The organism is Streptomyces sp. NPDC057474 (assembly GCF_042802555.1).
GTDB lineage: Bacteria > Actinomycetota > Actinomycetes > Streptomycetales > Streptomycetaceae > Streptomyces.
The window spans coordinates 16,629-39,652 of record NZ_JBHVDX010000013.1 but is presented as its reverse complement, the minus strand read 5'-3'; the positions used below and the strand labels follow the sequence as shown (position 1 = coordinate 39,652).

19 protein-coding genes and 1 riboswitch are annotated in these 23,024 nt (G+C 72.3%); of the genes, 5 read left to right on the top strand and 14 right to left on the bottom strand.

From position 1 onward, the window contains the following. Positions 1-83 precede the first annotated feature (83 nt). The 3 genes from ACFU53_RS05790 (at position 84) to cobM (ending at position 2,930) form a co-directional block, all read left to right on the top strand. Positions 84-782 (top strand): polysaccharide lyase family 7 protein, encoded by a 699-nt coding sequence (locus ACFU53_RS05790; protein ID WP_383986454.1) that lies wholly within the window; start codon positions 84-86, stop codon positions 780-782. 130 nt (positions 783-912) lie between these two features. Then, positions 913-2,184, top strand: a complete 1,272-nt coding sequence (cbiE, locus tag ACFU53_RS05785; RefSeq protein WP_383986401.1) for a precorrin-6y C5,15-methyltransferase (decarboxylating) subunit CbiE — start codon at positions 913-915, stop codon at positions 2,182-2,184. Beyond that, positions 2,181-2,930: a precorrin-4 C(11)-methyltransferase gene (gene cobM / locus ACFU53_RS05780; protein WP_383986399.1), complete on the top strand. Its 750-nt coding sequence runs from the start codon at positions 2,181-2,183 to the stop codon at positions 2,928-2,930. Before cbiE ends, cobM begins: the two co-directional genes overlap by 4 nt. Before the next feature lie 232 nt (positions 2,931-3,162). Here the strand turns inward: cobM and ACFU53_RS05775 are convergent, their stop codons facing one another. After that, entirely contained in the window at positions 3,163-4,407 is a 1,245-nt protein-coding gene (locus ACFU53_RS05775; RefSeq protein ID WP_383986397.1) for a cobalt-precorrin-5B (C(1))-methyltransferase, read from the bottom strand. A gap of 18 nt (positions 4,408-4,425) precedes the next feature. Between ACFU53_RS05775 and ACFU53_RS05770 the strand changes: the two genes are divergently transcribed. Continuing rightward, positions 4,426-5,172 carry a cobalt-precorrin-6A reductase gene (locus ACFU53_RS05770; RefSeq protein WP_383986395.1) on the top strand — a complete coding sequence of 249 codons (747 nt, stop codon included), beginning with the start codon at positions 4,426-4,428 and terminating at the stop codon, positions 5,170-5,172. A gap of 34 nt (positions 5,173-5,206) precedes the next feature. Here ACFU53_RS05770 and ACFU53_RS05765 read toward each other — a convergent pair whose 3' ends face one another. From ACFU53_RS05765 to cobG, 3 genes are all read right to left on the bottom strand, one after another. Beyond that, on the bottom strand, positions 5,207-6,697 hold the full coding sequence (locus tag ACFU53_RS05765; RefSeq protein ID WP_383986393.1) for a precorrin-2 C(20)-methyltransferase: 1,491 nt from the start codon (positions 6,695-6,697) through the stop codon (positions 5,207-5,209). Continuing rightward, positions 6,694-7,356 carry a precorrin-8X methylmutase gene (locus tag ACFU53_RS05760; RefSeq protein WP_383986452.1) on the bottom strand — a complete coding sequence of 221 codons (663 nt, stop codon included), beginning with the start codon at positions 7,354-7,356 and terminating at the stop codon, positions 6,694-6,696. The genes ACFU53_RS05765 and ACFU53_RS05760 overlap by 4 nt, the downstream gene beginning before the upstream one ends. A gap of 80 nt (positions 7,357-7,436) precedes the next feature. Next, positions 7,437-8,750: a precorrin-3B synthase gene (gene cobG, locus ACFU53_RS05755; RefSeq protein ID WP_383986451.1), complete on the bottom strand. Its 1,314-nt coding sequence runs from the start codon at positions 8,748-8,750 to the stop codon at positions 7,437-7,439. Between the two features lie 101 nt (positions 8,751-8,851). Beyond that, positions 8,852-8,928, top strand: a riboswitch (cobalamin riboswitch). A 91-nt stretch (positions 8,929-9,019) separates the two neighbouring features. On the opposite strand from cobG, the gene cobN reads away from it, so the two are divergent. Further along, positions 9,020-12,658: a cobaltochelatase subunit CobN gene (gene cobN, locus ACFU53_RS05750; RefSeq protein WP_383986391.1), complete on the top strand. Its 3,639-nt coding sequence runs from the start codon at positions 9,020-9,022 to the stop codon at positions 12,656-12,658. Here cobN and ACFU53_RS05745 read toward each other — a convergent pair. From ACFU53_RS05745 to ACFU53_RS05700, 10 genes are all read right to left on the bottom strand, one after another. After that, positions 12,610-13,386 carry a gamma-glutamyl-gamma-aminobutyrate hydrolase family protein gene (locus ACFU53_RS05745; RefSeq protein ID WP_383986390.1) on the bottom strand — a complete coding sequence of 259 codons (777 nt, stop codon included), beginning with the start codon at positions 13,384-13,386 and terminating at the stop codon, positions 12,610-12,612. The two genes, cobN and ACFU53_RS05745, sit on opposite strands and share 49 nt — an antisense overlap. Beyond that, positions 13,383-14,873: an aldehyde dehydrogenase gene (locus ACFU53_RS05740; RefSeq protein WP_383986388.1), complete on the bottom strand. Its 1,491-nt coding sequence runs from the start codon at positions 14,871-14,873 to the stop codon at positions 13,383-13,385. Before ACFU53_RS05740 ends, ACFU53_RS05745 begins: the two co-directional genes overlap by 4 nt. A 59-nt stretch (positions 14,874-14,932) precedes the next feature. Then, complete coding sequence (locus ACFU53_RS05735) at positions 14,933-16,390, bottom strand: APC family permease (RefSeq protein ID WP_383986386.1); 1,458 nt, start codon at positions 16,388-16,390, stop codon at positions 14,933-14,935. Positions 16,391-16,605: 215 nt separating this feature from the next. Next, positions 16,606-17,256, bottom strand: a complete 651-nt coding sequence (locus ACFU53_RS05730) for a TetR/AcrR family transcriptional regulator (protein ID WP_383986384.1) — start codon at positions 17,254-17,256, stop codon at positions 16,606-16,608. Between the two features lie 59 nt (positions 17,257-17,315). Beyond that, positions 17,316-18,161 (bottom strand): fumarylacetoacetate hydrolase family protein, encoded by an 846-nt coding sequence (locus tag ACFU53_RS05725; RefSeq protein WP_383986382.1) that lies wholly within the window; start codon positions 18,159-18,161, stop codon positions 17,316-17,318. Positions 18,162-18,180: 19 nt separating this feature from the next. Beyond that, positions 18,181-19,134, bottom strand: a complete 954-nt coding sequence (locus ACFU53_RS05720; RefSeq protein ID WP_383986380.1) for a 3,4-dihydroxyphenylacetate 2,3-dioxygenase — start codon at positions 19,132-19,134, stop codon at positions 18,181-18,183. Further along, positions 19,127-20,587, bottom strand: a complete 1,461-nt coding sequence (locus ACFU53_RS05715) for an aldehyde dehydrogenase (RefSeq protein WP_383986378.1) — start codon at positions 20,585-20,587, stop codon at positions 19,127-19,129. Before ACFU53_RS05715 ends, ACFU53_RS05720 begins: the two co-directional genes overlap by 8 nt. A gap of 99 nt (positions 20,588-20,686) precedes the next feature. After that, positions 20,687-21,499 carry an acetoacetate decarboxylase family protein gene (locus ACFU53_RS05710; protein WP_383986377.1) on the bottom strand — a complete coding sequence of 271 codons (813 nt, stop codon included), beginning with the start codon at positions 21,497-21,499 and terminating at the stop codon, positions 20,687-20,689. Positions 21,500-21,513: 14 nt separating this feature from the next. Further along, on the bottom strand, positions 21,514-22,722 hold the full coding sequence (locus ACFU53_RS05705; RefSeq protein WP_383986375.1) for an NAD(P)/FAD-dependent oxidoreductase: 1,209 nt from the start codon (positions 22,720-22,722) through the stop codon (positions 21,514-21,516). Between the two features lie 3 nt (positions 22,723-22,725). Beyond that, positions 22,726-22,914, bottom strand: coding sequence for a ferredoxin (locus ACFU53_RS05700; protein WP_383986373.1), 189 nt, complete (start codon positions 22,912-22,914; stop codon positions 22,726-22,728). Positions 22,915-23,024 lie beyond the last annotated feature (110 nt).

The following is a 23,024-nucleotide window of genomic DNA, read 5'->3' as shown; positions in this document are numbered from 1 at the left end:
GTTTGACTCATCCGATGTATTCGGTCTGATGTAGCTCGACCCGATGTATTCGCCCGATGTCTTCGCACCGGAAAGGACGCATGATGAAGAGGCGAACCGTCCTACGGGCGGGAGCCGGCCTGCTGGCCGGCGGTGCCGCGCTGACCCTGCCCCAGTCCCCGCTCACGGGTGCCGCGTCGGCGGCACCGACCGCCCCGGCCGCCGACCCGACCGACGGTTGGACGCGGACCTCGTTCACGTACAGCTGGCAGAAACCCTGGAACCTCGATCTGAGCGACCGGCACAGCTACAGCGGAGGCGTCCATCGTATGTGGGTGTACGCCACCGACGAGCCGTTCGAGGAGGGCAACTCCACGGACCCGCGCACCGAGATGCGCTGGAAGAACGACTACACGACGGGCGACCACATGTGGGACGCCGACGTCTACCTGCCGGCCGGTGGCGACCGCGCGTCCTTCGTCCAGATCCTGCGGACCCGCCGCCCTTCGGGCACCCCGGCCACCGACATCATGCTCAACGTCCACAACACGGGCGGCGGCACCGTGCGCCGCTACGACGGCACGGTGCTCAAGACCAACGCGTACGACACCTGGTTCAACGTGAAGATCGCCCACGAGGCGAGCAGCGGGACCGGCACCATCAAGGTCTACCTCGACGACTCCCTCGTCCTGACGGTCGACGACCGGGGCCCCGCGACCCGCTACTTCAAGAACGGCGTCTACAACCACGGCTCCGGCCGCGCCGAGGCCCGGTTCCGCAACATCGCCTACTGGACGCGATGACCGCACCCGGTGCCGGACGCGACGGGCGGTGACGTGCACCCGGGCACAGGCGTGCAGGTCACCGCCCAGTAGAGTGCGCCTCTGTCGTCCCCGAGAGCCGCCCGCCCCCGAACCGCCGAGGTACCGCGCAGTGACCCCCGCACGACCAGGACCGCCGTACGCCGTCACCGTCGTCGGGCTCGGCGCCGACGGCTGGCGAGGCGTCCCCGACGCCTCCCGGGCGGTCCTGCGCGACGCCGAGGTCCTGATCGGGGGCCCACGGCAGCTCGACCTGCTGCCCCCGGAGTGCGCGGGCGAGCGGATCGCCTGGCCCTCGCCCCTGCGCCCCGCCGTTCCCGCGCTGCTCGCCGCGCACGCCGGCCGCCGGATCGCCGTACTGGCCAGCGGCGACCCCATGTTCTACGGCATCGGCCGCGCCCTCGCCGAGGAGGCAGGTGACCGGCTGCGCGTCCTGCCGCACCCCTCCTCCGTCTCCTACGCGGCCGCCCGCCTCGGCTGGCCGCTGGAGGACGTCGACGTCGTCACCCTCGTCGGCAGACCCGCCGACCGCCTGGCCGCCGCCCTGCACGACGGCCGCCGGCTCCTCGTGCTCAGCGCGGACGCAGGCACGCCCGCCGAGGTCGCCGCCCTGCTGCGGGACCGGGGCTTCGGACCGAGCCGGATGCGCGTCCTGGAACAGCTCGGCGGCGAGCGGGAACGGACGAGTGACGAGACCACCGCCGACGACTGGACGCGGACGCCCGGCGACCCCCTCAACATCGTCGCCGTCGAGTGCCGCGGGACCCCGGACACCCTGCGGCTCGGCGCCGTACCCGGCCTCCCCGACGAGGCGTACGAGCACGACGGGCAGCTGACCAAGCGGTATGTGCGCGCCGCCACGCTGGCCGCGCTCGCCCCGGCACCCGGCGAACTGCTGTGGGACATCGGCGGCGGATCGGGCTCGATCGCCATCGAGTGGATGCGTACGCACCCCGCCTGCCGGGCGGTCACCGTCGAACGCGACCCGGTGCGGGCCGAACGCATCACCCGCAACGCCGACCGGCTCGGTGTACCCGGCCTGCGGGTCGTCACCGGTGCCGCGCCCGCCGCGCTGGCCGAACTGCCCCCGCCCGACGCCGTGTTCATCGGCGGCGGACTCACCGCGCCCGGCCTCCTCGACGCCTGCTGGGCGGCGCTGCCCGTGGGTGGACGACTGATCGCCAACACCGTGACGCTGGAGTCCGAGGCGCTGCTCGCCGCCGCCCACCGCCGCCACGGCGGCGAGCTGGTGCGGCTCGCGGTGGCGCACGCCGTGCCCGTGGGCGGCTTCACCGGGTGGCGGCAGGCGATGCCGGTGACCCAGTGGGCCGTACAGAAAACCACCCTCGACACCGTCGACACCGCTTCGGGAGCAGACAGATGACCGTGTACTTCATCGGCGCCGGCCCCGGTGCCGCCGACCTGATCACGGTCCGCGGTGCCCGCACGCTCGCCGCCTGCCAGGTCTGCCTGTACGCGGGCAGCCTCGTCCCACGCGAACTGCTGGCCGAATGCCCGCCGGACGCCCGGCTGGTGGACACCGCCCAGCTCGACCTGGACCAGATCACCGCCGAGCTGGTGCGCGCGCACGAGGAGGGCCACGACGTGGCCCGGCTGCACTCCGGGGACCCGTCCGTGTTCAGCGCGGTCGCCGAGCAGATGCGACGGCTCGACGCGGCCGGAGTGCCGTACGAGGTGGTGCCGGGCGTGCCCGCCTTCGCCGCCGCGGCGGCTGCCCTGAAGCGGGAGCTGACCGTGCCCACCGTCGGCCAGACCGTCATCCTCACGCGGATCGCCCAGCGCGCCACGGCCATGCCGGAGGGCGAGGACCTGGCCACCCTCGGCCGCAGCGGCGCGCTGATCGTGCTGCACCTGGCCGCGCGGTACGTCGACCGGGTCGTCGAGGAACTCCTCCCGCACTACGGCGCCGACTGCCCCGTCGCGGTCGTCGCCTACGCCTCCCGCCCCGAGGAACTGATCATCCGGGGCACCCTCGCGGACATCGCGGGGCAGGTGAAGGAGGCGGGTGTGCTGCGCACGGCCGTGATCATGGTCGGGCGGGCTCTGGGGGCCGAGCAGTTCCGCGACAGCCACCTGTACTCGCCGGAGCGGGACCGGCACGTTTGCTGATGCCCTGGGTGCGTTGTCGGGTGCGGGTGCGTGGGGCTTCTCGCGCAGTTCCCCGCGCCCCTGAAAAGCAGGGGCTGCGCCCCGTGCTTTTCGGCCCGCAGGGCCGTCGCTTTTCAGGCCTGCGGGGCCTGTGTCTTTTAGGGGCGCGGGGCCTGCGTCTTTTAGGGGCGCGGGGAACTGCGCGACCAGCCCCCACCCACCCGCAGCCGACAACGCACATGCGGATGCCCGGCTAGCGGACCGTGCTGCGGCCCACGACCATGCCCGCGCGGTCGATGCAGATGACGTCGACCGCGACGGGCGCGCCCCGCAGCACGGCGAGTGCCTCGTCGCGGGCCGTCGTCGCGACCAGGTCGCCGAGCGGCACCCCGGCGGCCATGCACAGCTGGAGCGCGGCGAGCCCGGTGTTGGCGCCGGCCACCTCGGCGGCGAGTGCCTCGTCCGCGCCGCCGCGCCGGGCGAGTTCGGCGAGGAAGCCCTTGTCGACCTGGGAGCGGGCGGAGTGCAGGTCGAGATGGCCGGCGGCGAGCTTGGAGAGTTTGGCGAAGCCGCCGCAGATGGTCAGCCGGTCGACGGGATGCCGGCGGACGTACTTGAGCACCGCGCCCGCGAAGTCGCCCATGTCGAGCAGGGCGTCCTCGGGCAGCTCGTACTCGGCGACGACCGTCTTCTCCGACGTCGACCCCGTGCACCCGGCGACATGTGTACGCCCGGCCGCCCGTGCCACGTCCACGCCCCGCCGGATGGAGTCGATCCACGCCGAGCAGGAGTACGGGACGACGATCCCGGTCGTGCCCAGGATGGACAGACCGCCGAGGATGCCGAGGCGGGGGTTCCAGGTGGAGCGGGCGATCTCCTCGCCGTGGTCCACGGAGAGGGTGATCTCGACATCGCCGGTGCCGCCGTGGCGGGCGGCGACCTCGGCGACGTGGTCCCGCATCATCTGGCGGGGGACCGGGTTCACAGCCGGCTCGCCGACGGGCAGGGGCAGGCCCGGACGGGTGACCGTCCCGACCCCGGGACCGGCCTTGAACACCACCCCGGCTCCGGCGGGCAGCCGCCGTACCGTGGCCCGGACCAGCGCGCCGTGCGTGACGTCCGGGTCGTCGCCCGCGTCCTTCACGATCCCCGCCATCGCGCTCCCGCCGGTCAGCTCCTCGACCGCGAGCGCGAACGACGGGGTCTGACCCTTCGGCAGGGTGATGGTCACCGGGTCGGGGAACTCGCCGGTCAGCAGCGCGGTGTACGCGGCCGTCGTCGCGGCGGTCGCACAGGCACCGGTGGTCCAGCCGTGCCGCAGACCGGTGTGCTTGAGTTGGGCCGCGCGACCGCCCTTGGCCTCGCCGACCGCTTTCGCCTCACCAACGGCTTTCGCCTCACCAACGGCTTTCGCCTCACCGACGGCTTTCGCCTCACCGACGGCTTTCGCCTCACCGACGGCTTTCGCCGCACCGATGTCTTTCGCTTCACCGCTCATGAACGGACCCGGACTTCCATGCACGTACTGATACTCGGCGGAACCACGGAGGCCCGCCGTCTGGCCGAGCGGCTGCACGGCACCCCCGGCCTGACCCTGACCAGCTCTCTCGCCGGACGGGTCGCCAGCCCACGGCTGCCCCCGGGCGAGGTCCGCGTCGGCGGCTTCGGCGGGGCCGAGGGGCTGGGCGCCTGGCTGCGCGAGCACGGGGTGGACGCGCTCATCGACGCCACCCATCCTTTCGCCGGGACCATGAGTTTCCACGCGGCACGGGCGGCCGCCATGACCCATGTTCCCCTGCTCGCGCTGCGCCGACCCGGCTGGGTCCCGGCCGACGGCGACGACTGGCACGACGTGGGCTCGCTGGAAGAGGCCGCGAAGCTGCTGCCCACGTTCGGCCGACGCGTGTTCCTCACCACCGGGCGCATGGGCCTGGCAGCCTTCGCCGCCCTGGACGACCTGTGGTTCCTCGTACGGTCCGTCGACGCGCCCGAGGCCCCGCACCCGGCCCGTATGGAGGTGCTGCTCGACCGGGGCCCCTTCACCCTCGACGGGGAGCGGGAACTGCTGCGCCGCCACCGCGTCGACGTCGTCGTGACGAAGGACAGCGGGGGAGCCGCCACCGCGCCGAAACTGACCGCGGCCCGGGAGGCCGGGGTGCCCGTCGTCGTGGTGCGCAGGCCTCCCGTGCCCGAGGGCGTCACCGTGGTGGCGGACCCCGAGGCGGCGGCGCGCTGGGTCGAAGAGCGTCTCCCCGCCCGCTGAACCCCGGCAGCCGCCGCTCGCGGTACCGCCCCGCTCACCCCTCCGGATACCGGCGAGGCGTCCAGACGATCTGCTCGCCGTCCCCCCGCCGTACGACCTGGGTCTGTGAGGAGCCGACCAGCAGAATCGTGCGCATGTCGACCTCGGCCGGGTCCAGGTCGGCCAGCCGTACGATCCGCACCCGCTCGCCGGAGCCGCCCACGTCCCGCGCGACCACGACCGGGGTGTCCGGCGCCCGGTGCTCCAGCAGCAGCTCGCGCGCCTTGCCCACCTGCCAGGTGCGGCTGCGCGAACCGGGGTTGTACAGGGCCAGCACCAGGTCCGCCGAGGCCGCCGCGCGCAGCCGCTCGGCGATGACCTCCCACGGCTTGAGCCGGTCGGAGAGGGAGATCGTGGCGTAGTCGTGGCCGAGCGGGGCGCCCGCGCGGGCGGCGGCCGCGTTGGCGGCGGTCACCCCCGGCAGCACCCGCACCGGGACGTCCGCGTACTCCTCCTGCGCGGCGGCCTCCAGCACGGCCGTCGCCATGGCGAAGACACCCGGGTCGCCGCCGGAGACGACCGCGACCCGCCGTCCGCGCCGGGCCAGATCGAGGGCGAACTCGGCGCGCTCCGACTCGACCCGGTTGTCCGAGCCGTGCCGGACCTGGCCCGCCCGCCGCGGCACCCGGTCCAGGTAGGTGGTGTAGCCGACCAGGTCGTCGGCGGCGGCGAGCGCGCCCCGCGTCTCGGGCGTCAGCCACAGCGGACCGGCGGGCCCGGTCCCGACCACCACGACCTCGCCCCGCTCCCGGGCCACGGGCCGCTCGGAGTCGACCTGACTGGGCAGCACGGCCACCGAGAAGTACGGCACCGACTCCGCGTCCACGTCCGCCAGTTCGGCGAGCCGCTCCCCGGCCATGGTGGCCCGCTCGACGTAGCGGGCCTCGCCCAGCCGCCCCGAACTCTCCAGCGCGCTCCGCACCTTGGTGAAGGTCCGCCCCAGCTTCATCACCACGGCCACGTCCGTCGCGGCGAGCCGTGCGGTCAGCTCCTCCTCGGGCAGGGTGCCCGGCAGGATCGTCAGCACCTCCTCGCCCTCGACGAGCGGCGTGCCCAGACGCGCGGCGGCGGCGGACACGGACGTGACACCGGGGACGACCTCGGTGTCGTAGCGGTCGACGAGCCGCTTGTGCATGTGCATGTAGGAGCCGTAGAAGAGCGGATCGCCCTCCGCGAGGACCGCGACCGTGCGCCCCGCGTCGAGATGCGCGGCCAGCCGGGCCGACGCCTCCGCGTAGAACTCCTCCATCGCGCCCTTGTAGCCACCCGGGTGATCGGTGGTCTCCGTCGTCAACGGGTAGACCAGCCGCTCCTCGATATGGTCGGCGCGCAGGTGCTTCGCCGCGATCGAGCGGGCGATGGAACGGCCGTGGCGGGCGCTGTGATACGCGATCACATCCGCCTCGGAGATGACCTCGACGGCCCGGACGGTCATCAGGGACGGGTCACCGGGGCCGAGCCCCACCCCGTACAGCTTGCCGCTCACTCTTCCTCACTCGCGATCGCGTTGAGCGCGGCGGCGGCGATGGCGCTCCCACCACGACGGCCGCGTACGACGATGTGCTCCAGGCCCGACGGGTGCGCGGCGAGCGCGTCCTTGGACTCGGCGGCGCCGACGAACCCGACCGGCACGCCGATGACGGCGGCGGGCCGGGGCGCGCCCTCCTCGATCATCTCCAGCAACCGGAAGAGCGCGGTGGGCGCGTTGCCGACAGCCACGACCGCACCCTCCAGCCGGTCCCGCCACAGCTCCAGGGCGGCGGCGCTGCGCGTCGTGCCCAGCTTCGCCGCCAGCTCGGGGACGGCCGGGTCGGAGAGCGTGCACAGCACGTCGTTGTCGGCGGGCAGCCGCTTGCGGGTCACCCCGCTGGCCACCATCTGGACGTCGGTGAAGATGGGCGCTCCGGCGCGCAGGGCCGCACGGGCACGGGCCACCGCGTCGGGCGTGTACGCCAAGTCCCGTACGAGGTCGACCATTCCGCAGGCGTGGATCATCCGTACCGCGACCTGGCTGACGTCGGCGGGCAGGGCCGCGAGGTCCGCCTCCGCGCGGATGGTGGCGAAGGACTGCCGGTAGATCGCCGGGCCGTCCTTCTCGTAGTCGTACGTGGTCACGGTGGTCTTCTCGCTGCTCTCGGTCGTCATACGGGTGTCGTTCGTGCAGGTGTCGTTCGTGAGGGTGTCGTTTGTGCAGGTGTGGTTCGTGAGGGTGTGGTTCGTGCGGGTCATGGGGTGATCGCCGCCAGGGCGGTGGCGAGTTGGCCGGGGCCGGCCATGGACGCGGTGCGTGGGTCCTGTCCCGGGGTGGCGCGGGAGAGCTGGTAGCCGCCGCCCGGCACGGCCACCACGTCGATCCGTTCACCCCGGGGGTGGCCGCAGCGGCGCTCGCATCCGGACCAGTACAGGGGGAGGCCGCCGCGCCCGGCCGCGTCGAGGCTCCCGGTCGCGTCCGCCCGTACGTCCGCGAGGGACTTCGCGCAGCCGGGCCGCCCGATGCAGGCGCCGACGCGGAGCCAGGGAGAGGCCGGATCGGTGACGAGGCCGGTCACGGTGAGCCGGGCGAGCGCTTCGGACGCCTGCTCCTCGCCCAGGCCCGGCGTGGGGACGACGACTCCGCGCCAGGGAGTCAACCGCAGTTCACGGCAGGGGGTCGTGGACGCGAGGTGCGTCAACTCCCGCCACTGGAGGGCGGTGAGGCGCCCGAGGGGAGGGTGTACGGAGAGTGCGTCGCCGACGGCTCCGGGGGGCGGGCCCTCGGCCCGGGCCGTCCCGGTTCCGGTCCGGGCCCGGCTGGCGGCGTCGATGCCGTCGGCGGCCAGTCGATGGCGGACCAGGCGGAGCAACTCGCCCTGGAGTGGGAGTTCGGTCACACGCCAGACCCGGGACCCGCTCTCCCGCGCCGCCTCCAAGAAGGTCTCGGCGGCCGCCAGCGCGGCACGGGGCGCGTCCTCGCCGGGCACCGACAGGGCCTCGTCGGCCGTTCCGAGGCTCAGCAGCGCACCGCCGTCCCCGGCCGCCCGGACCGTCACATCGGCGTCGAGCCCGGCCACATCCCCCCGCCCGTCGTCGAGCGCGAACAGGAACCGGCCCGACAGTTCCCGCGCCGCGTCGCTCGCGCACAGCGCCGCGTCGAGGGCCGACAGCCAGGGCCGTACGTCACGCAGGCCCCGCCCGTCGAGGCCGGCCAGGGGCGAGGCGACGATGTTGCGCACCCGCTCGTGCCCGGCGGAGGGCAACAGCCCGGCCGCGTCCAGTGACTCGGCCAGCTCGGCCCCGCAGCCGTCGGCAAGTCCCCGCAGCTGCACATTGCCGCGCGAGGTGAGATGCAGCTCACCGTCGCCGAGCCGCCGTGCCGCCTCGGCGAGCGCCTCGGCCTGGCGGACGGTCAGCACACCACCGGGCACCCGGACCCGGGCCAGCGCCCCGTCGTCCGCCGCGTGCAGCCGCAACGTCCCCGGGCAGGCGTCACCACGGTCCCGTGTGACCGCTGTGGCCTGGGACGATGAACGGACGGGAGGCGTGGACATGGCGGCGAGCATACCCACCGGCACAACGGACGTATCCTCCGCCCTTTTGAGGCGACCCTTACTATGCTGCTTGGTGGATCATCCGGTCCGCCGACGCCACCACGGCGACAGGGGAGGAAGCCCGGTGTGAGTCCGGCGCGGTCCCGCCACTGTGAGTCCGTCCCAGGAGGGGCGGGCAAGTCAGGAACTCCCTTCCCCGTACCCCTCGGTCCCGCCCGAGCAGGGGAGACTCCGATCCGACACCGCCCGGGGCGCGGACCCCGAGGAAGGCCAGCAGCCGCATGCAGCCATCGTCCGGGGAGCGCTCGACGCAGCCCCACATCCTGCTTCTGTCGACGTCCGACACCGACCTGCTCAGCGCCCGCGCGGCCGCCGGCCCGGTCCCGTACCGCTTCGCCAACCCCTCCCGCCTCGCGCTGGACGACATCCCGGCGCTCCTCGACGGCGCCGCCCTGGTCGTCGTACGTCTCCTCGGCGGCATCCGCGCCTGGCAGGACGGCCTCGACCTGCTGCTCGCCGACGGCCGCCCGGTAGTCGTCCTCACCGGTGAACAGGCCCCCGACGCCCAGCTGATGGCCGCCTCCACGGTCCCGGTCGGCATCGCCGCCGAGGCCCACGCCTATCTCGCCCACGGCGGCCCCGCCAACCTGGAGCAGCTCGCCCGCTTCCTCTCCGACACCGTCCTGCTCACCGGCCACGGCTTCGACGCCCCCGCGCCCGCCCCCTCGTGGGGCCCGCTGGAGCGCACCCCGCGCGACGGCGCCGAGGGCACCGACGGCCCGACCGTCGCCGTGCTCTACTACCGCGCCCACCACATGAGCGGCAACACCGCCTTCGTGGGCGCCCTGTGCGAGGCGATCGAGGACACGGGCGCCCACGCGCTCCCGCTGTACGTGGCCTCCCTGCGCGCCCCCGAGCCCGAGCTGATCGAGGAACTCCGCGCCGCCGACGCCATCGTCACCACCGTCCTCGCCGCGGGCGGCACCAAGCCCGCCGAGGCGTCGGCCGGCGGCGACGACGAGTCCTGGGACGCGGGCGCCCTGACCGGCCTCGACGTGCCGATCCTGCAGGCCCTGTGCCTGACCGGCTCGCGCGCCGCCTGGGAGGAGAGCGACGAGGGCGTCTCCCCGCTCGACGCCGCCAGTCAGATCGCCGTGCCCGAGTTCGACGGCCGCCTGATCACCGTCCCGTTCTCCTTCAAGGAGATCGACGAGGACGGCCTCCCGGCCTATGTCGCAGACCCCGAGCGCGCCGCCCGTGTCGCCGGAATCGCCGTACGCCACGCCCGGCTCCGCCACATCGCCAACGCCGACAAGCGCCTCGCGCTCGTCCTGTCCGCCTACCCGACGAAGCACTCCCGCATCGGCAACGCGGTCGGCCTGGACACCCCCGCCAGCGCGGTCGCCCTGCTGCGCCGACTGCGCGACGAGGGCTACGACTTCGGGGGCGCCGACGTCCCCGGGCTGGCCTCCGGCGACGGTGACGAGCTGATCCGCGCCCTCATCGAGGCGGGTGGCCACGACCAGGACTGGCTCACCGAGGAGCAGCTGGCCCGCAACCCGGTCCGTATCCCGGCGGCCGACTACCGCCGCTGGTTCGCCACCCTCCCCGAGCAGCTCCGCACCGCCGTCGAGGAGCACTGGGGCCCGGCGCCCGGCGAGATGTTCGTCGACCGCAGCGCCAACCCGGAGGGCGACATCGTCCTCGCGGCCCTCCGCTTCGGCAACCTGCTGATCCTCATCCAGCCGCCGCGCGGCTTCGGCGAGAACCCGATCGCGATCTACCACGACCCGGACCTCCCGCCCTCCCACCACTACCTGGCCGCCTACCGCTGGATCGCGGCCCGCGCCGACGACGGCGGTTTCGGCGCCGACGCGATGATCCACCTCGGCAAGCACGGCAACCTGGAGTGGCTGCCCGGCAAGAACGCGGGCCTGTCCGCCGCCTGCGGCCCCGACGCCGCCCTCGGCGACCTCCCGCTGGTCTACCCCTTCCTGGTCAACGACCCGGGCGAGGGCACCCAGGCCAAGCGCCGCGTCCACGCCACCCTCGTCGACCACCTGGTCCCGCCGATGGCCCGCGCGGACTCCTACGGCGACATCGCGCGCCTTGAGCAACTCCTCGACGAGTACGCGCAGATCTCCTCCATGGACCCGGCGAAGCTCCCGGCGATCCGCGCCCAGATCTGGACCCTCATCCAGGCCGCCAGGCTCGACCACGACCTCGGCCTGAACGACCGCCCGGAGGACGACGGCTTCGACGACTTCCTGCTCCACGTCGACGGCTGGCTCTGCGAGGTCAAGGACGCCCAGATCCGCGACGGTCTGCATGTCCTCGGCAAGCCGCCCACCGGCGCCGACCACGTCAACCTGGTCCTCGCCGTCCTCCGCGCCCGCCAGATCTGGGGCGGCACCACCGCCCTGCCCGGCCTGCGCGAGGCCCTCGGCCTCGACGAGTCCGCCGCGACCCGCACGACCGCCGACGAGGCCGAGGAGAAGGCCCGCGCGCTGGTCCAGGCGATGGAGGACGCGGGCTGGGACCCGGCCGCCGTCCCCGCCGAGCACGGCGAACAGGTCGCCGCGATCCTGGAGTTCGCCGCCCGCGAGGTCGTGCCCCGGCTCGCCGCGACCACGGCCGAACTCGACCACACCGTGCACGCGCTGAACGGCGGCTTCGTCCCGGCGGGCCCCTCGGGCTCCCCGCTCCGGGGCCTGGTGAACGTCCTGCCGACGGGCCGCAACTTCTACTCCGTCGACCCCAAGGCCGTCCCCTCCCGCCTCGCCTGGGAGACCGGCCAGGCCCTCGCGGACTCCCTGCTGGAGCGCTACCGCGCCGACAACGGCGAATGGCCCACGTCCGTGGGACTGTCGCTGTGGGGCACGAGCGCGATGCGCACGGCCGGCGACGACGTGGCGGAGGCCCTCGCCCTGCTCGGCGTCCGCCCGGTCTGGGACGACGCCTCCCGCCGGGTGACCGGCCTGGAGGCCATCCCGCAGGAGGAGCTGGGCCGCCCGCGCATCGACGTCACCCTGCGCATCTCGGGCTTCTTCCGCGACGCGTTCCCGCACACCATCGGGCTGCTCGACGACGCCGTACGCCTCGCCGCCTCCCTGGACGAGCCGGCCGAGGCCAACCACGTCCGCGCCCACGTCCAGGCCGACCTGGCGTCCCACGGCGACGAACGCCGGGCCACCACCCGTATCTTCGGCTCCCGCCCCGGCACGTACGGCGCCGGACTGCTCCAGCTCATCGACTCCCGCGACTGGCGCACCGACGCCGACCTCGCCGAGGTCTACACGGTGTGGGGCGGCTACGCCTACGGCCGCGAACTCGACGGCCGCCCGGCCCGCGAGGAGATGGAGACCGCGTACAAGCGGATCGAGGTCGCCGCGAAGAACACGGACACCCGCGAGCACGACATCGCCGACTCCGACGACTACTTCCAGTACCACGGCGGCATGGTCGCCACCGTCCGAGCCCTGCGCGGCACGGCCCCCGAGGCGTACATCGGCGACTCCACCCGCCCCGAGACGGTCCGCACCCGCACCCTCGTCGAAGAGACGTCCAGGGTGTTCCGCGCGCGTGTCGTCAACCCCAAGTGGATCGAGGCGATGCGCCGTCACGGCTACAAGGGCGCCTTCGAACTCGCCGCCACCGTGGACTACCTGTTCGGTTACGACGCCACCACCGGCGTGATCGCCGACTGGATGTACGACAAGCTCACCGAGACCTACGTCCTGGACGAGACCAACCGCGAGTTCCTGCAGCAGGCCAACCCCTGGGCCCTGCACGGCATCGCCGAGCGGCTGCTGGAGGCGGAGTCGCGGGGGATGTGGGAGAAGCCCGACCCGGCGGTGCTGGAGGGCCTGCGTCAGGTGTACCTGGAGGCGGAGGGGGACCTGGAGGGCGGCGAGGACTGACGGCTGTCCCCGGCGGCCTGTACGAGAGCGGCGAAGAGGGCCTGCTGCGCGGGATCCTCTTCGGCGGTGTCCTCGGGATGCCACTGGACGGCGGTGAACCAGCCGGGGGCGCCCGGGAGTTCGAGTCCTTCCACGGTGCCGTCGGCGGCGCGGGCGGTGATCTCCAGTCCCGTGCCGAGGATCTCCACCCGCTGGTGGTGGTAGCAGGAGGCATCCACCTTCTGCACACCGGTGGCCTGTTCCAGCAGCGTGCCGGGCTGGAGCGCCACCGGGTGCACGAGGTGCCGGTGTTCCCGGTCCGGACCGCCCATGTCCTGTTCCAGGGTGCCGCCGAGGGCGACGTTGACGACCTGGAGGCCCCGGCAGATCGCCAGCAGGGGGATGCCCAGGTCCAGGGTGGCGCGGGCGACTTCGAGGTCGAAGGTGTCCTGCACCTCGTCGACGTCGTAGACGCTCGCGTGGACACCTCGCGCCCCGTAGTGGTGCGGGGCGAGGTCACCACCGCCCGGGAGAAGGACTCCGTCGAAGCGGGCGAGGCGCGCGGCCGTGTCACCGGAGGCCGGGTGGATGCTCGCTGGTTCGCCGCCCGCCCGCCAGACGGCCTCGATCAGGGCGCGGGCGTTGACCTCGGCGGCGTACCGCAGTGCGGAGGTCGTCGCGGAGAAGCGGGCGGGGACGGCGATGAGCGGTCGCACGGGCGTCGTCGCAGGTCGCACGGACGTCGTCACAGCTGGATCCACGTGGTCTTCAGCTCGGTGTACTTCTCGATGGCGTGGGCGGACTTGTCGCGGCCGTTGCCCGACTGCTTCATGCCGCCGAAGGGGACGGTCAGGTCCCCCTCCTCGTAGCAGTTGACCCAGACCGTTCCGGCCTTGAGTGCGCGGGAGACCTTGTGGGCGGTGGACAGGTCGGAGGTCCACAGGCCGGCGGCGAGACCGTACTCGGTGGCGTTGGCGAGCCGTACCGCCTCGTCGAGGTCGTCGAAGGTGAGGACGGACAGGACGGGGCCGAAGATCTCCTCGCGGGCCAGCCGCATACCGGGATCCACCTGGTCGAAGACGGTGGGCCGCAGATAGCTGCCACCGCTACCGGTCAGGGTGCGGTCGCCGCCCGCCCGGAGTCGCGCGCCCTCGTCGACACCGGTGCCGATGTGGTCGAGGACCCGGTCGAGGTGGGCCTCGCCGACCAGCGCGCCCATCTCGGTGGCCGGGTCGAGCGGGTCGCCGACGCGCAGTTCCCGGGCGCGGGACACGATGGCCTCGGTGACGCGTTCGGCGACGGAGGAGTGCACCAGGAGCCGGGAGGGGGCGGTGCACATCTCGCCCTGGTTGAAGAAGATGCCCCAGGCGGCGGTGGCGGCGGCCTTCTCCAGGTCGGGGGCGTCGGGGAGGATGATGTTCGGCGACTTGCCGCCCAGCTCCAGCCAGACCCGCTTGAGGTTGGAGTCGGCGGCGTAGTGGAGGAAGTGCCGGCCGACCGCCGTGGAGCCGGTGAAGGCCAGGACGTCCACATCGGGGTGCAGTCCGATGGCCCGCCCGGCCGTCGGCCCGTCACCGGTGACGACGTTGAGGACGCCCGGCGGCAGTCCGGCCTCGGTGGCGATCCGGCCCAGGAGCAGGGCGGACAGCGGGGAGTTCTCGGAGGGCTTCAGGACGACCGTGCAGCCCGCCGCCAGCGCCGGGGCGACCTTCCAACTCGCCAGCGTCAGAGGGAAGTTCCACGGCACCACCGCGCCCACGACACCCGTCGGCTCCCGGGTGATCAAGGCCAGGGAGTCGGGGGAGGTGTGGGGCGACTCGTCGGTGAGTTTGTCGGCCAGTTGCCCGTACCAGCGGAAGGTGTTGATCGCGGCGCGCAGTTCGATGTCGTGTGCTTCCGTGTACGGCTTGCCCATCTCCAGGGTGATGGTGAGGGCGAGCTTCTCCCGCTGCTCATCGAGGAGTTCGGCGACGCGGAGCAGCATCCGGCCGCGGTCGGCGGGTGCGAGGCGGGGCCAGGGGCCGGAGTCGAAGGCGCGGCGGGCGGCGGCCACGGCCAGGTCGATCTCGGCGCTCCCGGCGTCGGCCACCTCGACGAGGACCTGACCGTCACGGGGCGATACGACGGCGAACGAGGCGCCCCCGCCCGGCTCGTCCACCCCGTCGATGTGGTGCTGGTCGGGCAGATCCAGTTCCTTGGCGCGACGGAGCAGGTCGTCGTGGGCGAGGGCGGGCATCAGCTCTCCACTTCTTCTTGTCTTTGTGAGGGGTTCGAATCGGTGAAGGGGAGTGGCGGTCAGTCCGTGACCGTCTGCCGGCCCCGGGTCACCCGTGCCACGACGAGACCCAGCACCAGCACCGCCGGGACGGTCAGCTGCAGCCACACGGCGGTGGCCTGGTCGCCGCCGATGAGCGTGGTGAAGTTCTCGATGATCAGCCAGATCGCCCAGGCGATGCCGAGTGCGCCCAGGACCGGCGCGATCAGCGTGTTCCAGGGCCGGGTGTCGGCACGGGAGCGGCGGAAGAAGACGACCACGGAGACGGAGGTCAGGAAGTAGAGGAGCATCATCGCCAGGACGGCCACTCCGCTGAACCAGGAGAAGAGCGTCAGCACGGGGTCCTTGGCCAGGAGCGCGAACGGGATGACCAGCGCCACCGCGATCACGGTCTGGACGAGGCCGGCCGCCCAGGGGGAGTGGCGCCGGTTGAGCGAGGTCAGCCCGCGCGGCAGCAGACCCTCGCGGCCCAGGGAGAACAGGTAGCGGTTGGCGGAGTTGTGGAACGCCAGGATGCCGGCGAACAGCGAGGTGGCCAGCAGGACGGGCAGCACATCGCCGGTCCACGCGCCGAACTCCGCCGCGATGGGGGCGAAGACCCAGCCCGCGGCGTCGCCGCTCTCCAGCGCCTTGCCCGCCTCGGCCGTCGCCTGGGTCGCGCCGTGTGCGGAGACCAGCATCCACGAGGTGAAGGCGAAGAAGCCGGTGACCACCGCGACCGACAGATAGGTGGCGCGCGGGACCGTCTTCCTCGGTTCCCGGGCCTCCTCGCCGTAGATGGCGGTCGCCTCGAAGCCGAACATCGACGCCACGGCGAACATCAGCGCCACACCGGGAGCGCCCTGGAGCGCCGCGTCCGGCGAGAAGCTGTCGGCGAGGCCGAGCCCCTCGGGGCCGCCGCCCTTGAAGAAGGTCACGAAGGCGAAGGCGATCAGGATGCTGAACTCCGCCAGGACGAACACGGCCAGGAGCTTGGCGCCCATCTCGATCCCGGCGGCGCCGAGGACCTGGACCACCACCATCGTGACCAGCGCCCACACCCACCAGGCGATCCGCATGTCGGCGTAGTGCTCGACGAGGCCGCTCACCGTCGCGCCGTAGAGCCCGTACATCGCGGCCTGGATGGCGCAGTAGGCGAAGAGCGCGACGCCGGCGCTGCCGGAGCCGGTCGAGCGGCCCAGCCCCTTGCCGATGTACGTGTAGAAGGCGCCGGCGTCCACGACGTGGCGGCCCATGGCGACGAAGCCGATCGAGAACAGCAGGATCACGACGCCGGCCGCGAGATACGCGGCGGGGACACCGGCCCCGTTGCCGATGACGACGGCGATGGGGACGGCTCCGGCGATGCCGGTCAGCGGGGCCTGGGCGGAAAGGACGAAGAAGAGGATGCCCAGGACGCCGAGGGAATCGGGCTTGAGCCTGCCTGCCGTGGATGGATCTTGAGAGCTGTGCGGGGCGACCGCCGTCTGACTGTCCACTCGGATCACCTGTCGGGGACGGGGAGGGATGGATTCGTTTAGACCCAAACGAGTTGCCTTATCGTGGGCCCGAACTATCCGTTTGGCAAGGGATTCCGTGAAGATTTTCGCCGGGCTTTCCGGTCGGCCTTCCGCCTGGTTTTCCGGGTGCGTGCCGGGACGGCGAAAGGCCCCGGACGGCGAACGCCCGGGGCCGGAACCGCTGAGGTCAGAGGCTATGCGCGGGCGTCGCCGGCTTCGTCGGCGTCACGGGTTTCATGGGCGTCGCCATTGGCGTCGAGCAGCCGCAGCAGGGAGCGCAGCTCTGCCAGGGCGGCGTCCGTGACGTCGGGCTCGCCGAGGACGAGCTGATGCAGCACCAGCCCGTCGAGCGCGGCGAAGACCAGCCGGGTCAGCGCCTTGTCCGCGCCGGCCGGCAGCATCCGGCCCAGCTCGCGCTGGGCGGCGTCGAAGTACTCGTCGTACAGCTCACGGATCTGCGGCAGCAGCTCCGGCCGGCGGCGGGACTCCAGCAGCAGCTCGTACTGGAACGCCTGGGTGTCCGGATCGGCCGTGACCATGTCGGAGAGCCCGGTGGAGAAGTCGGCGACCCTGCCCGTGCCCGGTTCGAGGGAGCTGGTGTTGAGCGAGGTGCGGATGGTGTGGGCGAGGGCCTCCTCGATCAGGGCGTCGCGCGACCCGAAGTGGTGCACGACGAGCCCGTGGGTGACCCCCGCCTCCTCCGCGACGGCCCGATAGGTGAGCTTGCGCAACCCGCCCCGCGCCACCACGTGTACGGCGGCGTTCAGCAGGGCCTCGCGCCCTTCGCCGTAGTGGAGGCGCTTGCGTGGCCGTCGGCTCTTCGGGGCGTCGGCGGAGTCGGTCATGCGCGTGACCCTACCCGCCTGCCTCCCGCCCGCCACCTGCCCGTCTCCGCCCCGGGAGGTCACCGCTGGGGCGGGCGGATGCCACGGAACTCCCAGTCGCCGCCGAGCGCCGTGGAGAGGACCTCCTCGGATTCGGTGGGCTGTGCGCCGACGTCGGTGCGTACGGGGGTGGGGCCGGTGACGATGTGGTTGGTGAGCCGGCCGAGGCCCTCCACCTCCACCTCGACGATGTCACCGGGCTGCACGGGCCGGGAGTTGGCCGGGGTGCCGGAGAGCAGGACGTCACCCGGGAACAGCGTGATGGTGCGGGCGATGTCGGCGACGAGGTAGTGCATGTCCCACTTCATCTCGTCCGTCGAACCGTCCTGGACGACCTCGCCGTTGACGTACGTCCGCAGCCGCTTGCCGTGGAAGTCCCAGTCGGTGACGAGCCCGGGGCCGAGCGGGCAGAGGGTGTCGGAGCCCTTCACCCGGAGCATCGAACCGGCGTCGGTGTCACGGAAGTCGTGCAGGCCGTAGTCGTTGGCGACGGTGTAGCCGGCGATGTACTCGCCCGCGTCCTCGGGCGCGATGTTCCGCGCGGTCCTCCCGATGACGATGGCGACCTCGCCCTCGTAGTTGAGCCATTTGCAGCCGTCGGGGCGGACGACGGCGCCCTTGTGGCTGTTGAGGGAGGAGGTCGGCTTGTGGAAGTAGGTGGGCGTCTTGGGGAGTCCGATCTGGAACTCGTCGACGCGGCTGCGGTGGTTGAGGTGGACGGCGATCACCTTCGACGGCACGACCGGCGGAAGGTGGTGGGCCTCCTCGATCTTGACGCGGCGGCCGTCCCCGGCGACCAGTTCGTCGTCGTCGACGGTGACCTGGACGGTGGCACCGTCGAGGAGGATGCGGCGGTACTCGGGCATGAGGGCTCCAGTGTTGCGGCTAGCTGCGGGTGTGAGGGTTGCGCGGACCGGCGTTCGCGGGTGTGCCGGCACTGTCGTCGCCGGTCCAGCCGTCGGCCGGGCGGTCGAACCACAGATGTACCTGTCCGGTGCCGATGGAGTTCTCGTACTCCCCGTACTGCCGGGCCCTGGCGACACAGGCCTGCTCGCCCAGCGCGCCCGCCATCATCAGGTAGTGGAAGAACCTGGCCTCGGGCTTGAACTTCCAGAACTCGTCCATGGTGTCGAGGACCTTGTCGTGCCGGCCCTCCTTGAACCAGGCGATCCGCTCCTGGTCGGCCGCGCGCGCCTGAGGCGTGAAGATGTGCACCGGGTCGCTGGCCTCGTGGTCGCGCAGCTCGCGCAGCGGCCAGAAGGTGTGGGAGAGGGCGCCGGAGGCGATGATCAGGACCCGCCGCCCGGGGGTGGCGGCGATACCGTCGGCGAGCGCCCGCCCCAGCCGCAGATGGTCCTCCATGTCCCCGGTCTGGCAGACCCCGATGGTCACCCACCGCTTGTCGGGCAGACCCTCGCCGAGGAACTTCCAGAGGTTGATCGTGGCGTAGTAGATCGGCAGGTACTCGTCCTCGATCGCGGTGATCCAGGTGCCGTGCTTGTCCGCGAACTTCTCGATGTTCAGGGCGAGTTCGGGATCACCGGGGAAGTCGTACGGCATCCGGCACATCCCGCGCGGCAGCTCCTCGGAGGTGAACAGTCCGGCGCGGCGCGCTTGCGCGGTGACGACGAACTCGACGGTCGTCGCCCAGTGCGAGTCGAGGACGACGACGGTGTCGTATTCGTTGGCGGCATCGCGCTCGAAGACGTCCTCGCGGAGCTGCTGGAGTCCGGTGACGAGGGTGATCTCCTTGCCCTCGTTGAGCTCCAGCCGGTCGGCCTCCGGCAGGACGATGGTGGGGACGTGGGCGAGGAGTCCCGCCCCGACGATCTCACCCATGGCTGTTCCATCCGTTCGGTGCGGTCACGGTGTTCTTCACATCGCAGTAGAAGTCGAAGCTCCAGGTGCCGCCCTCCCGGCCGACCCCGGAGTCACGGGAGCCGCCGAAAGGTGCCTGCAGATCGCGTACGAAGAAGCAGTTCACCCACACCGTGCCCGCCACCAGCCGCTCGGTCACCCGCGCGGCGCGCTCGGTGTCACCGGTGGCGAGGGTGGCGGCCAGCCCGAACCGGGTGTCGTTGGCCAGCCGGACCGCCTCGTCCTCGTCGGCGAAGGTCTGGAGCGTCAGGACCGGTCCGAAGACCTCCTCCTGCACGATCTCCGAGTCCTGGGCGACCTCGGTGAGCAGCGTGGGCGCGTAGTACTGCTCGCCCTCGCGGTGCCCGCCGATGACCGCACGGGCCCCGGCCGCCACGGCCCGCCGCACGAACCCGTCGATCTTCTCCAACTGCCGGGGATGGATGTTGGGCCCGATGTCCGTGGCCTCGTCCCGCGGATCACCCTGCCGCAGAGCACTGGCCTTCTCCACGAACCGCCGGGTGAACTCCTCCGCGACCGACTCCTCCACAAGGAACCGCGTCGCGGCCAGACACACCTGCCCGGCGTTGTCGTACTGCTCCACCGCGAGGTCCACGGCCAGGTCCAGATCGGCGTCCGCGAACACCAACAGAGGTGACTTGCCGCCCAGTTCGAGGCTGAGCGGAGTGAGGTTGGGCGCCGCAGACCCGGCGATCCGCTTCGCAGTCGGCACCGAACCGGTGAAGCTGATCCGGCGCACGTCCGGGTGCGAGGTGAGCGCGTCACCGATCTCCGAGCCGTACCCCTGGACGACATTCAGCACCCCGGCGGGCAGTCCCGCCTCGGCGGCGATGTCCGCCAGCAGCGACGCGGTCAGCGGAGTCCACTCGGCGGGCTTCAGAATCACCGTGTTGCCGGCCGCCAGCGCCGGGGCGACCTTCCAGGTGGCCAGCATCAGCGGCGCGTTCCACGGCGTGATCAGCACGGACGGCCCGGCCGGGTCCCAGCTCACCTGGTTGGTGTGCCCGCGCGTCTCGAAGTCCTCGTGCCCCAGGGTCAGCAGCCAGTCCGCGAAGAACCGGAAGTTGTGCGCCACCCGCGGCATCACACCCCGCCGGTGCGACCGCAGCAGCGCCCCGTTGTCGTTCGTCTCGACGACGGCCAGCTCTTCGAGCCGCTTCTCGACCCCGTCGGCGATGGCGTGCAGGACGCGGGCGCGTTCGGCGCGGGGGGTGGCGGCCCAGGAGGGAAACGCCTCACGGGCGGCGACGACAGCGGCCTCGACCTCGCCCGGACCACCGCGAGCGATCTCGCCGAGGACACGACCATCGATGGGGGAGACGTCGGTGAAGGTCTCGGCGGAGGCGACCCGTTGGCCACCGATCCAGTGCCGGGTGTCGACGGAAACTCCGGCGACGACGATTTTGTCAGACATGAAAGGGGCTTCCTTCTCGGGATAGGGACGGACCCGCTCACCTAGGGGCGCGGGGAACTGCGCGACCAGCCACGGACGACCCGCAGTCGCCCACGAACCTCACCCGGCAGCCGCTTCGGACGTCCCGGACTCCAACAACCGCCCCCCGTCCCAGACAACCCCCACCTGCCGGTAATACGCAGCGATCGGCTCACGAACCTCCAAGCGAGCCAACTCCTCGGTCGGTGCCTCAAAAAGCTCCAACTCGGCCTCGCCGACCCACGGCTGACCCCCCTCGAAGGAAGCCGCCCCGGTCTCGATCAACTCATCGAGCGCCAACCCCTTCCCCCTCTCGATGGACGGCAGCCACCGGTGATGAGCCATGGGGTGCGCGTTCACGAACCCGTTCGTCTCCGAGGGCTCCCGCAGCGTCACCACGGCCTGCGCGAGCCGCCGATCCGCAGCCGCCAGCGTCGCCCCGAACCGTGCTCCCGCCTCGATCCGTGGAGCGGGCCCCAGCGGATGCGGCCGCGTCTGATGGATGGACCCGAGCTTCTTCGGATACCCCTGGTGCAGCCCGCGGGCGATCGCGAAGTCCTTGTCGACCCAGATGTAGACGCACCGCGAGTACGTCCGCCCCTTGTACGTGCAGCGGACGACCGCGAAGGCCTCCTTGTACTGGGAGAGCACGGGGTCGAGCAGCTCCGCCCCTGAAGCCGAGCAGGACTGCCAGTCGGCCCAGATCAGAGCGACCGCACCGGGGTCCTCGTCGGCCAACTCCAAGGGCTCAGGCAGGAGTTCACGCACCCGCGCCGGATCCGTGCGGTACTCGACGGTGAGCAGGTCGCCCGAGTAGCGCCACGGCGGGGACGGAATCAGCGACGAGGTACCGCTCGCCGTCTTGGGGTGGAAGTATCCACGGACACTGGTCATGGTCAGGAGGATCCTTACGCGGTGAGGGCGGGCTGCTTGAGCAGTTCGGCGCGGTAGCGGGCGGCGGCGGAAACGGTGGCGGGGCCGCCGAGCGCGACGACTCCGACCAGCCGGCCGCCGTGGTGGTAGCCGACCAGGACGTCCGCGGCCGGGTCGCCGTCCAGGACCCGTACGTCGTCCCTGCCGAGGACCGGCGCGCCGAAGGACTGCAGCCGGAAGTCGTGCTGGTCGCTCCAGAAGGTGGGCAGCGGTCCGAACGGCGCCGACCCGGTGGCCGCGCCGGTGAGATGGGCGACCAGCACCTTCGCCGCGTGCTTGGCGGTGTCCGTGGGAATCGACCAGTGCTCGACCCGGCGCGGTACGCCGTCGTAGCGGGCGTTGGGGAAGCGGGCGACATCACCGACGGCGACCACCTCGGGCCGTCCGCCGACCCTCAGCCGCTCGCAGGTGAGCACGCCGTCGGACAGATCGAGGCCGTTGCCCTCCAGCCACTCGACGTTGGCGACCGAGCCCACCGACTCCACGACCACATCGGCGGGCAGTACGGTCCCGTCGCCGAGCACCACGCCCGTGACCCGGTCCTCGCCCTCGAACCCGGCGACGCCCGTGCCGAGCGCGAACCGCACCCCGCGCTCCTCGTGCCGCCGCAGCAGCGCGCGCCCGAGCAGCTCACCGAGCGGACCGACCATGGGCAGCGGCAGCGGATCGACCACGGTCACCTCGGCGACACCGAGGCCCACGGCGGTGGCGGCGACCTCGCAGCCGATGAACCCGGCGCCGACCACGACCACCCTGGCCCCGGGCCGGGTCAGCTCGTCCCGCAGCCCCTGCGCGTCGGCCAGCGTACGGACCGTGTGGCGGCCGGCGAGCGGACCGGGGCAGCCGAGCCGACGGGGCCGCATACCGGTGGCGACGACCAGACCGTCGTACGACAGTGTGGATCCGTCGTCCAGTTCCACGGTCCGCTCGTCGAGGCGCGCGGCGACGACCTTCGTGCCGAGCCGCCACTCCACGTCGGCCACGCTCGCGCGGGGACGGAAGGCCAGAGACTCGAAGGGCGCCTTCCCGGCGAGCACCTCCTTGGAGAGCGGGGGCCGGTTGTAGGGCATGTGGGTCTCGTCGCCGACGACGGTGACGGCCCCCGTCCAGCCCGCCGCGCGCAGCTGCTCGGCGGCGCGCAGACCGGCCATGGAGGCGCCGGCCACGACAATGCGTGTGCTCATCGATCAGGCCTCGATCCGGATGGCCTGGAGCGGACAGACGTCGGCCGCTTCCTCGACCTCGTCGAGGAGCGCGTCGTCGGGATCGCTGACGTAGGCCAGGCGCCCGTTCTCGTCGAGCTGGAAGACGTCGGGGGCGGCGAAGACGCACTGTCCGTGGTCCTGGCACTTGTTCATGTCGACGACGACCTTCATGGGGACCTCCGACTCGTTTGGCTTCAAACAACATAGGAAGTCGTCCACCCCTGGTCAATACCTGTCCAGGTGGATAATTTTTTGTGGCCGACCCCTTGCGGGCCGATGGA